This is a genomic window from Vibrio sp. Y29_XK_CS5, from assembly GCF_024181835.1.
Classification (GTDB): Bacteria; Pseudomonadota; Gammaproteobacteria; order Enterobacterales; family Vibrionaceae; genus Vibrio; species Vibrio harveyi.
On the sequence record NZ_JAMZAM010000011.1, the window covers coordinates 30,385 to 44,767 of the forward strand.

The 14,383-nt window shown below is 45.1% G+C and carries 13 protein-coding genes; 2 read left to right on the plus strand and 11 right to left on the minus strand.

The genetic code is table 11. From position 1 onward, the window contains the following. Positions 1 to 133 precede the first annotated feature (133 nt). The 10 genes from rpe to pilM form a co-directional block, all read right to left on the minus strand. Complete coding sequence (gene rpe / locus NL647_RS25365) at positions 134 to 805, minus strand: ribulose-phosphate 3-epimerase (protein WP_005451514.1); 672 nt, start codon at positions 803 to 805, stop codon at positions 134 to 136. Between the two features lie 99 nt (positions 806 to 904). Further along, positions 905 to 1,744 (minus strand): Dam family site-specific DNA-(adenine-N6)-methyltransferase, encoded by an 840-nt coding sequence (locus NL647_RS25370; RefSeq protein ID WP_005451513.1) that lies wholly within the window; start codon positions 1,742 to 1,744, stop codon positions 905 to 907. Between the two features lie 69 nt (positions 1,745 to 1,813). Beyond that, a complete protein-coding gene (locus tag NL647_RS25375; RefSeq protein WP_253650794.1) occupies positions 1,814 to 3,316 on the minus strand; it encodes an AAA family ATPase in 1,503 nt (500 codons plus the stop codon). A gap of 53 nt (positions 3,317 to 3,369) precedes the next feature. Continuing rightward, the gene (gene aroB, locus NL647_RS25380) at positions 3,370 to 4,470 is read right to left on the minus strand and encodes a 3-dehydroquinate synthase (protein ID WP_009697563.1); all 1,101 of its coding nucleotides are present in this window, start codon (positions 4,468 to 4,470) and stop codon (positions 3,370 to 3,372) included. A 31-nt stretch (positions 4,471 to 4,501) separates the two neighbouring features. Continuing rightward, positions 4,502 to 5,020, minus strand: coding sequence for a shikimate kinase AroK (gene aroK, locus NL647_RS25385; RefSeq protein ID WP_005451507.1), 519 nt, complete (start codon positions 5,018 to 5,020; stop codon positions 4,502 to 4,504). A gap of 189 nt (positions 5,021 to 5,209) precedes the next feature. Beyond that, a complete protein-coding gene (locus tag NL647_RS25390) occupies positions 5,210 to 6,961 on the minus strand; it encodes a type IV pilus secretin PilQ (RefSeq protein WP_005451505.1) in 1,752 nt (583 codons plus the stop codon). A gap of 34 nt (positions 6,962 to 6,995) precedes the next feature. Then, positions 6,996 to 7,511 carry a pilus assembly protein PilP gene (locus NL647_RS25395; RefSeq protein ID WP_005451501.1) on the minus strand — a complete coding sequence of 172 codons (516 nt, stop codon included), beginning with the start codon at positions 7,509 to 7,511 and terminating at the stop codon, positions 6,996 to 6,998. Beyond that, on the minus strand, positions 7,501 to 8,094 hold the full coding sequence (locus NL647_RS25400; RefSeq protein WP_253650795.1) for a type 4a pilus biogenesis protein PilO: 594 nt from the start codon (positions 8,092 to 8,094) through the stop codon (positions 7,501 to 7,503). Before NL647_RS25400 ends, NL647_RS25395 begins: the two co-directional genes overlap by 11 nt. After that, on the minus strand, positions 8,087 to 8,662 hold the full coding sequence (locus NL647_RS25405; RefSeq protein ID WP_005451499.1) for a PilN domain-containing protein: 576 nt from the start codon (positions 8,660 to 8,662) through the stop codon (positions 8,087 to 8,089). The genes NL647_RS25400 and NL647_RS25405 overlap by 8 nt, the downstream gene beginning before the upstream one ends. Beyond that, the gene (gene pilM, locus NL647_RS25410) at positions 8,646 to 9,662 is read right to left on the minus strand and encodes a type IV pilus assembly protein PilM (protein WP_005451497.1); all 1,017 of its coding nucleotides are present in this window, start codon (positions 9,660 to 9,662) and stop codon (positions 8,646 to 8,648) included. The genes NL647_RS25405 and pilM overlap by 17 nt, the downstream gene beginning before the upstream one ends. A 178-nt stretch (positions 9,663 to 9,840) precedes the next feature. Here pilM and NL647_RS25415 point away from each other — a divergent pair, with 178 nt between their 5' ends. Continuing rightward, positions 9,841 to 12,411 (plus strand): PBP1A family penicillin-binding protein, encoded by a 2,571-nt coding sequence (locus NL647_RS25415; protein WP_253650796.1) that lies wholly within the window; start codon positions 9,841 to 9,843, stop codon positions 12,409 to 12,411. Positions 12,412 to 12,477: 66 nt separating this feature from the next. Here the strand turns inward: NL647_RS25415 and oxyR are convergent, their stop codons facing one another. Further along, positions 12,478 to 13,386 carry a DNA-binding transcriptional regulator OxyR gene (oxyR, locus tag NL647_RS25420; protein WP_005451495.1) on the minus strand — a complete coding sequence of 303 codons (909 nt, stop codon included), beginning with the start codon at positions 13,384 to 13,386 and terminating at the stop codon, positions 12,478 to 12,480. 174 nt (positions 13,387 to 13,560) lie between these two features. Here oxyR and NL647_RS25425 point away from each other — a divergent pair, with 174 nt between their 5' ends. Beyond that, a complete protein-coding gene (locus NL647_RS25425; RefSeq protein ID WP_005451494.1) occupies positions 13,561 to 14,289 on the plus strand; it encodes a redoxin family protein in 729 nt (242 codons plus the stop codon). Positions 14,290 to 14,383 lie beyond the last annotated feature (94 nt).

Genomic DNA, 14,383 nt, shown 5'->3' on the forward strand with positions numbered 1-14,383 from the left:
CAAGTGATTATTTGCACACCGCGATGGATATTTTTTCTCGGTTCGCGCTAGAAACAACAAAGGCTGCCGGTACGGTGGCAGCCTTTCAAATCATAGCGTTAACGCGCTAGTTTAAGAACGTGTTTATCCGCGCTTATTTTGCTTCTGCAAGCTCAGCGCGCATTTTATCGATCACTTGCTTGTAATCTGGCTCACTGAAAATCGCAGAGCCAGCAACAAACATATCTGCACCCGCTTCTGCGATTTCACGAATGTTGTCCACCTTCACACCACCATCGATTTCTAGGCGAATATCACGACCAGATTCATCAATCATCTTACGCACTGCGCGCAGTTTATCTAATGTGTGAGGAATGAATGATTGACCACCAAAACCTGGGTTAACTGACATCAGTAGGATCAAGTCAACTTTATCCATAATGAACTCAAGGTGAGCAAGTGGGGTTGCAGGGTTTAGAACCACGCCAGCTTTACAGCCGTGCTCTTTGATTAGTTGAAGCGTACGGTCTACGTGCTCAGATGCCTCAACGTGGAAAGTAATCATTGATGCACCTGCTTTCGCGAAATCAGGAATGATGCGATCGACTGGCTTCACCATTAGGTGTACATCAATTGGAGCTGTGATGCCGTAATCACGTAGCGCTTTACACACTGGAGCACCAAAAGTCAGGTTTGGTACATAGTGGTTATCCATAACGTCGAAGTGCACCACATCCGCACCCGCTGCGAGAACTTTCTCTACGTCTTCACCGAGACGAGCAAAATCAGCCGATAAAATGGATGGAGCAATTAGAAAATCTTTCATACCTGACCTCAGTAGTGGCGAGCAAACAGCAAACAATTTGCGCGCAATTCTACCGAAGCCAGTGGGGAGATCCACTATTTCAATGCAATAGTGTGAGAATTAAGAGTCAGATTTGTCCGCGTCAGGTGCACGAAATAGCGCCAGCAACTCGTCAACTTTATTACGGCCACTGCCATTACGACTGATGGTTCGCTTCACTTTTACGACATTAAGCTCCGCACCATGATAAAGGCGACGCGTTAATGTCGTGTCATGGTTTGAGATCAGAACAGGGATACCACGTTCAGTTGCGGCTTTCTCTGCAATATCAGCCAATGCAGCTTGATCATCCAGCGTAAAGCCGTTGCCAGCATAAGAGGTAAAGTTCGCCGTGTTCGACAACGGTGCGTACGGTGGATCGCAATAAACCACGCTGCCTTTACGCGCTCGACTGAACGTTTCTGGGTAACCTTCACATACGAACGTCGCTTTCTTTGCTTTTTCAGCAAAGAATTCTAGCTCCGCTTCTGGGAAATAAGGCTTTTTGTAAGAACCAAACGGGACATTAAAGCCGCCTTTTTTGTTATAACGACATAAGCCATTAAAGCCAAAGCGGTTCATGTATAGGAACGCCAACGAGCGGTACATCACGTCATCCGTTTTATTAAACTCGGCGCGAATATTCAAGTACGCTTCTTTGCGATTGTTCTCTGCAACAAACCAGCGCTTCGCTTCTGAGATGTACTCTTCAGGACGCTCTTTTAGTAAGTTATAGAGATTAATCAGGTCGGGGTTAATATCCGCCAGTAGATAGTGGTCATAGTCGGTATTTAGAAAAACCGAGCCAGCACCAACAAAAGGTTCAACTAGCTTTCGAGCCGGTGGTAAATGACGTTGGATGTCTTCAACCAGACCGTATTTGCCTCCTGCCCACTTAAGAAAGGCTCGTTGCTTTTTCATCTACTGCTCTATCTATCGACCAAAAATTAAGGCTGCGGAATGTAACATATTTTTCAACGAAGCTCAGGATTATTTCACGCGATCAATTTCTCGATGTACTTGACCCAGTGATTTTGCCCATGGACTCACCGATTTAAGTGCATCTGGCAAGCTTTCAACAGCGTCTCGCGCCAGCTGAATCGTAGGGTAATCTTGGTAAGTGATAATGTACCACTCTGTTCCGCTACGAACGGTTGGATAAATTCTCACCTGACCATTTAAGTCGTACTTATCAAGGAACGCTTGTACATCCTCCATCGCCGTCATTGCCCCCAACTGTAAAGTGTAAGCACGAGGCGATAGTGCTTTCAGCTCTTCTCGAGCAAAAGAGAACTTCACTATCGGTTTTCCAGACGTCGCTTTCTCTGCTTCAGGCTGCTGACCGGTTTGAACCACATTGATCAATGAGGAATTTGATGCGCTTTTCGCTTGAGGGATCGATTCTTCGACAACCGTTTCAATGTTAGTGGTATCGGCTGCTTCAGGCTTGCCTTCTAGAAGTGCGTCAACGACATCCGACTCAATCACAACGCGTTGCTGCTTATCTTCGCTGCCGACACTCGCTACTTCACTCGTTACCGCTGGAGGAAGAGCATCTGAATCATCCGTAGCGTCTGTCAGGTTAGTATCATCCGAAGGCTCTGAGTCATCATCCATCGATGAATCTGCACGACTGATTTGAGCCTCTGGCTCGTTTAGAGTTGGAATGGCAGTTTGCTCAATGACTCCAGTGATTTGCTGCGCTTTATCATCAGGGCTTGGTTGATTATACATCCACCAATATCCACCAGCCGCCAACAAAAGTAATACCAGCACAACGAGTGCAATGTTAAGGGGCGAACCGACAATTGAGCGGATAATGATCCTTTTTTCCACTTTCATCTCTCCTAAAGCCATGATGTCACCCGGTACCGGGTCAACTTTCTTGAATGCATCTCGAACGCGTTTTTCAGAGTCATCATCGACATATCGAATCACTAGCGACTCAAAAAAGCGACGAGCTTCAACTTCTGACAGCATATCAATATCGAGTTCAACTGGCTTGTACTCTTGTCCGTAGCTAATACGCGACAATACTGACTCTAAACGCCCAGTTTGCGTGAACAGTAAGACGTTGATTTTCCAATTTGGATTGGCTTGCGCTGCAAGCACTAGCATCCATAACTCTGAAACTAGGTTTTCACTCAACAAATGCGCATCATCGACCACGATGGCAATATCGCACGTGTCATCACCTAAGATTCTCTCCAAGCTATCGAGCAAAGTATCTTGCTGATTGAACAATGCATCCGAGACGATCTGACTCAAGATAAGCATGCGATGCTGCACATCATCTTGATTTGAATGACAAAGTAACAAACATTGATTTTTGTTACTGGCACCGAGCTCAAGGTATCGCTGTGCCAACCAAGATTTTCCGTACCCGGCTTGACCATTAACAGCGATCAGATTAGACGCAAAGTTAGTTAATAAGCCTAATCGGTCTAATAACTCGGTTTGTGAATCCAATTCAAGAACGTGAGCGAAACTCATCTAAATAACCTTAATAAACTACAAGAATGACGCCCCAAGGCGCCATTACAAGGTTAAATGTCTCGACCGAAGTCGATAGCTTGTTTGATTATGTCTTGCGGCGTATCAGCAATGACTTCGGCACTACCAATACCCGTAGGTAAAACTAAGCGTAATTGACCAGACAATACTTTTTTGTCGCGCATCATGTGCGTCATAAAGTCATCAAAAGTCATGCTATCTGGCGTATGCACTGGCAGTTTTGCTCGGCGCATAATGGAAATGATGCGATCAAGCTGCTCTTGCGAAATTAATCCACGCAAATGAGATGTTTTCGCCGCCATAATCGTACCCGAAGATACCGCTTCACCGTGTAGCCAGTTACCATAGCCAAGTTCAGCTTCAATGGCATGACCAAAGGTATGACCCAGGTTCAACAGCGCTCGAATGCCCGACTCTTTCTCATCTTGAGCAACCACTTCCGCTTTGATTTCACAACAACGTGCAATAGCGTAAGTTAGCGCCTCTTCGTCAAGTGCATACAATCGTTCTAGATTCTCTTCTAGCCAATCGAAAAAAGCAGGATCGTAAATGATGCCGTATTTGATCACTTCTGCAATACCCGCTGCAAACTCGCGTTCTGGCAGTGTCGATAGGCAGTTGGTATCGATGATAACGGCTTTAGGTTGGTAGAAGGCACCAATCATGTTTTTGCCCAGCGGATGGTTAACTGCGGTTTTACCACCTACTGATGAATCCACTTGAGACAATAATGTGGTTGGGATTTGAATGAAATCAACACCACGTTGGTAACACGCCGAAGCAAAACCTACCAAGTCGCCAATAACACCACCACCTAACGCAATAATCACCACGTCACGAGCATAACTTCCCTCTAGCAGGAAGTTCATGACTTGATTAAATACGTCTAAGCTTTTGTATTGTTCGCCATCTGGCAATTCAAGCAGGGATGCATCACAACCGAGCTGTTTTAGTTGGCTAAGAATTTTATCCGCATACAGAGGCGCGACCGTAACATTACTGATCACAACCACTTTCTGGTTTGCGTTTTTGCTTGAAAGAATTTGAGAAAGGTACGCCGGGTCTTCAAATAACCCGGCGCCAATTGAGATTGGGTAGCTACGCTCTGCTAGATTGACCGTAATCCGTTCCATCGGTGTGCTCCAATTTGAAAAAGATAAATGCTTACCTCTCTTCTAGCATTTTTACGATCTGGTTGGCTACCACTTTTGCACTCTGATCGTCAGTACGAACTGTGTAATCCGCTACTTCTTCGTATAGAGGGTTACGTTCGCCTGCCAAACTTTCCAACACTTCACGAGGGTTTTCAGTTTGAAGTAGAGGACGCTTCTTGTCGCGGTTTGTACGCGCAAGTTGCTTTTCAATAGTTGTTTCTAGGTAAACAACAACACCACGTGCTGAAAGACGGTTACGGTTTTCTTTGCTCTTAACAGAACCACCGCCGGTTGCTAGCACGATGCCTTGCTCTTGAGTTAGGTCTTCAAGTACCGCTTCTTCGCGCTTACGGAAGCCTTCTTCGCCTTCTACATCAAAAACCCAAGCAATGTCTGCACCAGTGCGTTCTTCGATCACTGTATCAGAGTCTACGAACTCCATATGCAGTTGCTGTGCTAGATGTCTACCAATTGTACTTTTGCCGGCACCCATTGGGCCAACAAGGAAAATATTACGTTTCTCAGCCATATTTAGCGATAATTTACAACGTTAATTCAATAAGATCGCCACAAGAAACACACAGCCAAACTGCTGTTCTACAAGGCTTGTGGCACCAATTCCTCACAGATAATTCGTGATAAGACCCGAAATTATCCAAGCATGGTGCCACTAATGCAACTTTATTTTTGATCTAATCGATTTTTTACTCGCTGAGTCTTACTGAATCACCACTTTAGGCGTCACAAAAATCAGCAACTCACTTTTACCGACATTTTCGTAACTTCGGCGGAAAAGTGCCCCTAACAGCGGTAAATCACCTAATAAAGGTACCTTATCGACGGAGTTTGTAATGCTGTGTTGGAAAATACCACCAAGCACAACCGTCTCACCATTATTCACCAATACTTGAGTGCCAATACGCTGAGTATCAATCGCAACTGCCTCACCGGTACCAGTTTTTACCACTTGACCCGGTCTATCTTGCGTAACACTCAAATCCAGTACCAAACGGTTATCAGGCGTGATCTGCGGTGTCACTTTTAAGCTCAGCACCGCTTTTTTGAACGTTACGGATGTCGCACCGCTGGAAGAGGATTCTAGGTAAGGAATTTCAGTACCTTGTTCAATATAAGCTGGCTTCTTATTGGTAGTAATTAAACGCGGACTAGAAATGATTTCTGCTTTTGATTCTTGTTGCAACGCAGACAACTCCAAATCCAACAAAGTATCAGACCCTAGTTTTGCAACTTGGAAAGCAATACTGGTTGCATTAGGGCTGGTTGCAGCAAGGTTAACGTTCAGGAAGTCATCAATACCAACACTGCCGCCACCGTCTTCACCATCGCCGTCGCCACCGCCGCCATCGTAGAGACCAATAGTTGCAAGGTTGTTCTCGATCGATCCACCAACCGTATGACTACCATTAATCGATGTGAAGCCCCAGCGAACGCCAAGTTCATCCATGTTACCTTCATTGATAGTCACGATACGTGCTTCAATCTGAACTTGTTTTACTGGGATATCTAATGATTCAATGATTTCACGAATTACTTGAATATTCTCCGGCAACTCACGGATCAATAATGAGTTAGTACGCTCATCAATCGTCATGCTGCCACGATCAGAAAGCATACTAATGTTACCTTCACCGTTAATCATCTCTGCAATATCCGATGCTTTCGCAAAATTCACTTTGATAATTTCAGAAGAAAGTTCACCCATTTCTTGTTCAAGCTTTTGTTTTTCTAGTTGTTGCTTCTCGCGCAGATCGAGCTCATCCTTCGGAGCAACCAAAATAACGTTACCATCTACACGCTTATCCAAGCCTTTGACTTGAAGGATGATATCCAGCACTTGTTGCCAAGGTACACCGTCCAAACGCAAGGTCAGGTTCCCTTCAACTGAGTCTGAAACCACAAGGTTAAACTGGTTGTAATCAGCAATAAGCTGCAGCACATTTCGCACCGGAATATCTTGGAAGTTAATCGAAATCAACTTGCCTTCTTTTTCCAGAATACTTTTGTCTGGTGCTTTTTCGTTGGCTTTGAGCTTACCAACCTTCACCTCTAGATAACGCCCTGTGAGGCGATAGTCATGGGTATAATCTTCATCAATGTAAGCGACCAAACGCGTCGTAGAGGTATCGCGGAAAACCTCAACACTCTCTACCACTGTAGAGAAGTCTTTTACATCAAGTAGATAAAGCTGATCGTCTTTAACTGACGTATTGAGCAAGTCGATACTTAAACCTTCTTGCACACGCTTGATATCAACAATAGCAGCTGGCGATGCAAGCTCTACGACGATAACCGCGTCTTTATCTTTATTAGTACGGAAGTCGATGCTCTTAAGCGAGTTAGACTTTACTTCTTCCGCTGCGACTAAAGGGGCTAAAAGTAGAAACAACCATAAAGAGAAGAGCCCTGTTAGCTTCCTTGGTGTCAGTGTTAATCCTTGTCTCATTTTCATCATTACTCAATATCAAAAATAAATGCAGCTATGCCTATCTCAAAGCCAACTTAACTTTGCGTTTTTGCCAACAGCCCAAACCGTCTGGCAAGGTTTCATTAATCAATAAATAGTTGTGGGATACATGGGTAACCTTGCCATTGTTGCGTCCGAGGTATTGACCTGGTTTTACTTTGTAAACAGTGCCATTCGGAGCCTGAACCAACCCAGAAACACTGCTGCCGATACCCATCACACCCTTCAAGCGCAGTTGCGCAAGAGGAAACCTTTCCAATTTGCCAGTTCGCTTTCTTGAAGGAGGTTGCCAGCAGTCTTTTCTTGCAACAGGTTGAGTCGCAATCGTTGCCTCTTTTGGTAATTCGAAAGGTGCACGCAATATTTCGGGTTCGTAATTAACGACAACATACTCTTCAACAGGCTGCAGTTTGGTGACATCACGGCGAGCTTGGTTCTCCACGTCACGAATAAATTCCGTCAGTGATTCATCATTGGCTTGGCAGGCAGTCAAAACGCCAGCAATACACACCATCAGCAAAGATTTACTTCTCATCTTTCTTCACCTCTGGTTTGAACTGGTAAGTGTTTGCTTTCACACGAAAGTGCAGAGTTTCACTCTCTTGGCTGACACGCTGCCAAGTCACGTCTTTAAAAGTGATGATGCGTGGCAACGTCGCAATCGCTTGGGAGAAACGACCGATATCATGAAAATCCCCTGTCAACTCAATGTCGAGCGGTAAACGATAAAGGAAGTGTTCTGATTGCTTATCACCCCAGTCGATTCGGGTGAACGTCAACTTATTATCAATTCCGAGTTCATTCACCGAAGCCAACATGGTTGCCAGCTCTTTCTGTGCAGGCAGTTGTTGCAGTAGCAATTCGTATCGAGTAGTAAGCTCATCAAGTTGCGATTGCAATTGAGGCAAAGCAGCGACTTTGTTCGCTTTGATCCGTAACGCAACTTTTAAGGTTTGTTCTTCTTGAATAAGGCTATTCAGCTGTTCTTGCTCTGGCTTTAAATAAAACCAATAACCAAGGCCTTGAATCAGCACAACTAACAACAAGATCACTACTATCTGAGGCACCAATGGCCACTCAGCGATCTCATCCATTTCTAGATCTTGCCAATTAACCATGTTGGTTACCTCCTTTCACCGAGGCGTCTTTGAACATGAAGGAAACTTTGAAAGTCTGAAACTCTTTCCCAAAACGCGCTTTACCATGAACGATAGAATGCATGTCGACATCTAGCAGCTTGGCTGAACGCTCCATGTTGTCGAGCATGGTGGCCAAGCGAGGTGTACTATCAGAGATACCCGAGATTTCAATTTCATAATCATTCATTTTGATCTTATCGACGTAGACTCCTTCAGGGATCACCGACGGCATCAGGTTCATGAACTCCGTGGTCTTATTACGCCCATTTTGCAAACCTTCAACGATCTTTAACCTCTCCAAGATCTTGCTGTGCTCTTGTTCAGCAATCTTCATCGCTTCGATTCGTTTATCAAGCTGGGAGATATAGTGCGCCAAATAATCAAGGCGCTGCTGTTGTTGATCCTGCTGATATTGATAGAACTTACCAATGCCCCATTGCACGCCCAACGCAACAATCACCCCCAAGACGATCAAACTGAGAAAGCGGCGGCGGTGTTCTTCACGTTGATTCTCACGCCACGCAAGGAGGTTAATGTGATACAGCATGTTTGCCTCCTAGCCATTGAATACCTCTAACCGCCAAGCCCGCAGCCGCAGTAAAATGCTGCCAATCTGCTGCACGGCGTTTGCGTTTCGATACTTTCATCTCGAATAGACCGAGCGGATTAAGCAACTCACACTCCAATGCCAACTGACTTGAAAGTTCTTCTGCTAACATTGGCGTAGCTGCACCTTCACCAGACAACCAAATGCCTTTGATGTCTTGACTACCATTAATCGAGGTATAGAGCTGAATCTGGCGCTTTACACGATCAACGATTTGTCGATTAAACTGCTCAGTAGCAACTTGCGTGTCTTCAGCAAGAGGGTCTTGCTGAAATAGATCATTTGAAGTTCGCGTGCCGTAAGGAAATTCCTTGTGGAACAATTCACTCTGCTCTGTAAACATGGTGAAAGAGCTGCTCAATGCACTGATATCCAACAAGCAATACTTGCTCTTTTCAGGGAAGCGCTCGACAGCCAGTTTCCACATATGCCCTAAACTTTGTGAATGCACGTCCACCAGCACGGTTTTCAAGCCTGACTTTTGCAGAGCATCGACGCGAGTTTCAACGACATCTTTGCGAGTCGCGAATACTTGATAACTGTCTGTTCCACGCATCTGCTCATCGGCATCAAGCTTTACAAAATCAAGACTGAGCTCTTCAACAGGAAATGGGGATTGATGCGAGAAAGCTTGCACCACGGCAAACTCTTTCTCACTCTCCTCCAAGTTCTGCTCAATTTGCAGCTTCTTGCTGATCACGGCATTATCAGGAACAGAAATTGCGACCCGTCGAGCCCAAAATGGCAGCTCTTTTCTTATCTCTTTAAGGGTCTTTACAATTTCTTGATGATTTATGGTGTTATTTTCAGCGACAATACCTTCCTTAAGTATTATTTCTTTGTAACCCAATAAGGCGTAACTGTTGCCATTGGGTTTAAGTACCACGGCTTTGAGGCTGTTATGGCCAATATCTATGCCCGTAACTAATAGCTTATCCATCTCTACTCTCGCTCCGAAATTCCTGCGTGCTTATGTAGTTAGCGCACAGAGAATTTTCTTCGTGCAAAGGTTGTTATTAGCACCCAAATAGGAGTTAATACCTCTTATGTGCTAAATTTTTGACCTAAGAGTACAAGGGTTTGCCGTTACACAGCCTCAACCAATCAGGGATTCTCCGGTGAAGTTCATAAAGCGTTTATTATTTTTAACATTGATTTGCATAATTCTTGGAGTCACCACAATTTTTGGCTTCTATCAGTACGTGAAGCCTGAATTGCCAGATGTTGCAACCCTAAAAGATGTTGAATTACAAACACCTATGCAGGTTTTTAGTCAAGATGGGAAACTGATCGCACAGTTTGGCGAGAAGCGCCGAATTCCTGTTACCTACGACGAAATTCCGCAAGATTTGATTCACGCGCTGATTGCGACCGAAGATAGCCGCTTTTATGAGCACCCTGGTATCGATCCAATCGGTATTACTCGTGCTGCTGTTGTGGTGGCATTATCTGGTTCTGCAAAACAAGGTGCGAGTACCATCACTCAACAGCTAGCGCGTAACTTCTTCTTATCTAATGAGAAGAAAATCATGCGTAAAGTGAAAGAGATCTTCATTGCGATTCACATTGAGCAGTTGTTGACAAAACAAGAGATCATGGAGCTATACGTTAACAAGATTTTCCTTGGCTACCGCTCTTACGGTTTTGGTGCAGCCGCTCAGGTTTATTTCGGTAAGAGTTTGAATGAACTGACTCTCAGCGAGATTGCTACGTTAGCAGGTATGCCAAAAGCGCCATCAACCATGAACCCACTTTACTCACTAGAGCGAGCGACAAAGCGTCGTAATGTGGTGTTGATGCGTATGCTGGATGAGAAATACATCACTCAAGCGCAATACGATGAAGCACGCGCAGAGCCAATTGTGGCACGCTACCATAGCGCTGAAATCGAACTGTCTGCCCCATACGTCGCAGAACTAGCACGTTCTTGGGCAGTAAAAGAATACGGTGCAGACAAAGCGTATACGTCTGGTTTGAACATTTACATGACGGTAGATTCAAAGCTTCAAGACGCAGCAAACAAAGCATCCATCAACAATATCCTTGCTTACGATGAACGTCACGGCTATCGCGGAGCAGAGAAAGTACTGTGGAAACAAGGCGAACCTGCTTGGGATACAGAGCAGATTGAGAAGCATCTGAAGAAGCAGCCAACATATGGTCAACTTTATCCAGCGGTTGTGACCAAAGTAGACGGTAAAACGGCACAAGTTTGGGTGAAAAACAACGACGAACAAACTCTCGCTTGGACAGGCATGAGCTGGGCTCGTAAGTTCCTGACTGATGAACGCCAAGGCGCAGCACCAAAATCAGCGCAAGAGATCCTAGAAGTAGGTCAGCAAATTTGGGTTCGCGAAGTCAGCACAACTGACAAAGATGGCGACACCATCAACAATTGGAAGTTGAGCCAAGTGCCAAATGCAAACACCGCGTTTGTCGCAATGAACCCAGAAAATGGTGCGGTACTTTCTCTCGTTGGTGGTTTTAACTTCGTCCATAGCAAATTTAACCGTGCGACCATGTCGGTCCGTCAGGTAGGTTCAAGTATTAAGCCTTTCATCTACTCAGCTGCGATCAATAAAGGTCTAACGCTGGCATCATTAGTTAACGATGCTCCCATCAACAAATGGGATGCAGGTTCTGGTTCGGCATGGCGTCCGAAGAACTCACCACCGACATACATTGGTCCTACTCGTCTACGTATCGGTTTAGCACAATCGAAAAACGTAATGGCGGTGCGCACTTTGCGTGAAGTAGGCTTAGATGCGACTCGCGAATACCTGACTCGCTTTGGCTTTGATATCAACGAAGTGCCGCGTTCAGAGACTATTGCGCTTGGTGCGGGTAGCTTAACGCCGATGAAAGTAGCACAAGGTTACTCGGTCTTTGCCAACGGTGGTTACTATGTTGAACCATTCTACATTGACCACGTTGAAGACTCTTTCGGTGAAGTGCTATTTAAAGCCAATCCAAAAGTTATCTGTCAGCATGATTGCCCTCAAATGGAGCAAGAAGCGCCAGTTGAAGATAAGTTTGCCGCAGAGTTTGGCGAGCAAGATATCGCAATGGATGAGCCAACATCAGACAACGCATTAGAAGACGATACACCACAATATGCGAAGCAAGTTATCTCAGCACAAAACGCATTCTTAATGCGTGAGATGATGTACAGCAACATTTGGGGCGGCGGTAGCTGGCGTGATGGTACCGGTTGGAACGGTACAGGTTGGCGCGCTCAGAAACTCGAACGCCGCGATATTGGCGGTAAAACCGGTACAACCAACGATTCAAAAGATACATGGTATAACGGTTACGGTCCGGGCATTGTCGCTATTGCATGGGTTGGCTTTGACGATCACTCTCGCACTCTAGGTCGAACGACTGTGAACAGCAACCTTGGTAAAGGACAGATTTCTGGTGCGGAATCGGGGGCGAAGACAGCTGAGCCAGCTTGGATTGATTTCATGCGCGTCGCACTTGAAGGTACGCCTCAAAAAGCGAAAAACATCCCAGAAGATATCGTCCGTGTTCGTATTGATCGTGATAGCGGTCTTCTGACTCATAAAGTCGATGGTTCATCCATGTTCGAATATTTTGAGAAAGGAACTGAGCCAACTGAGTACGTCGGTAACAGTTTAGAAGACAGTATCTATTCAGGTGGTGGTAGCGGCTCAGAAGAGTTGTTCTAACAACCACTCATCAGATAAAACAAAAAAGGGAGCCATTGGGCTCCCTTTTCCTATATTAACTTGCGCTTAAGCGGCAATAGAGTCTTCCTGAGCCTCTAGTACCCCTTTAATCGTTGCAGCCAAGGTTTCGAAACGAGCACGCAGTGGAGAGCCCGGACGATAAACTAAAACAATGCTGCGAGAAGGCGTTGGATTAATCGCAGGGACATAACAGACACCATCCTTCTTCTTCTCATGCGGTACAGATAACTGTGGTAATAACGTGATACCTGCGCCCGCCGCAACCATATTACGTAATGTTTCTAGGCTGGTGGCTTTAAAGCGCTCGTCATCTTTTGCTCCTGCAGCAAAGCAAAAACCAAGCGCTTGGTCGCGTAGGCAGTGACCATCTCCCAGCGCCAAAACGGTTCGACCATTAAGATCCAACATGTCTATATGGTCTAAACCAGCCCATTCGTGATCGCAAGGCACAGCAACACTCAACGGCTCGTTATAGACTTCAATCTCTTTAAACGGAGCTGTTTCATCAACTGACGCTAGTACAAGACAATCAAGCTTACCTTCTTCCAACTGACGTACCAGTTGGTGGGTTTGAGCCTCATGTAAAAACAGTTCTAACTCAGGAAACTCTTCTTTCAGTCGAGGGACTATTTTTGGCAATAGGTAAGGACCAACGGTTGGAATAAAGCCAATGTGCATTGGACCGGTCATCGCACCGCTTTGACCGCTCGCCATATCTTTGAAAGTTTTCACTTCACTTAAGATGCGTTTTGCTTGCTCCACCAATTGCAAACCAGAATCAGTAAACAGCACTCGACGGCTACTCCTTTCTAGTAAGGCTGTACCAAGTTCGTCTTCCAGTTTTCGAATCTGGCCACTTAAAGTTGGTTGGCTAACAAAACAGGCTTCTGCTGCTTTTCGAAAATGCTTGTGCTCCGCAAGCGCCACCAAGTACTCAAAATCTCGGATATTCATACGTACGATTCGCTTCTTGTTTGGCGATAGAAATAATCTATCAAAACCATAGCATTAAACGATTAGAGCTATCAAAGTTTTTTTTCAATAATGAGCTCAACAAAACGAAACTGAGCGACAAATAACGCTAAGCTCGAAAACGAATTATTTCATAAATTTAAAAAGGAAATCATCATGTTTGCATCAAAAGAAGGTCAAGCTGTACCACAAGTTACTTTTCCTGTTCGTAAAGGTGACGCATGGGTGAACGTAACCACGGATGAACTGTTTAAAGACAGAACGGTTATCGTATTCAGCTTGCCAGGTGCGTTTACTCCAACCTGTTCGTCAAGCCACCTACCTCGTTACAACGAGTTATTCTCAGTATTTAAAGAGCATGGTGTGGATGAGATTCTATGTGTATCAGTAAACGACACGTTTGTAATGAATGCATGGAAAGCTGACCAAGAAGCTGAAAACATCACTTTCATCCCAGATGGTAACGGTGAGTTCACAGATGGCATGGGTATGCTAGTAGACAAAAACGACATCGGCTTCGGCAAGCGTTCATGGCGTTACAGCATGCTAGTGAAAAACGGTGTGGTTGAGAAAATGTTTATTGAACCAAACGAACCAGGCGACCCGTTCAAAGTTTCTGATGCAGACACAATGATGAACTACGTAGCACCTGAGTACAAAACTCAAGAATCGATCACTGTGTTCACTAAACCAGGTTGCCCTTTCTGCATGAAAGCGAAACAAAATCTGATTGACCACGGTCTTCAATATGAAGAAGTGATTTTGGGTAAAGACGCAACAACAGTCAGTCTACGTGCAATTTCGGGTCGTACGACGGTTCCTCAAGTGTTCATCGGTGGTAAACACATCGGTGGTAGCGAAGAATTAGAAGCTTACCTAGGTTAATAATTTGCCTAATGGGCTTGGGTTGGCAATTTAGCTGTCCAGAACTCAGCCCTTAGTCTCCCGGAGCATCCCTCGCCCGGGAGACTACGCCCTC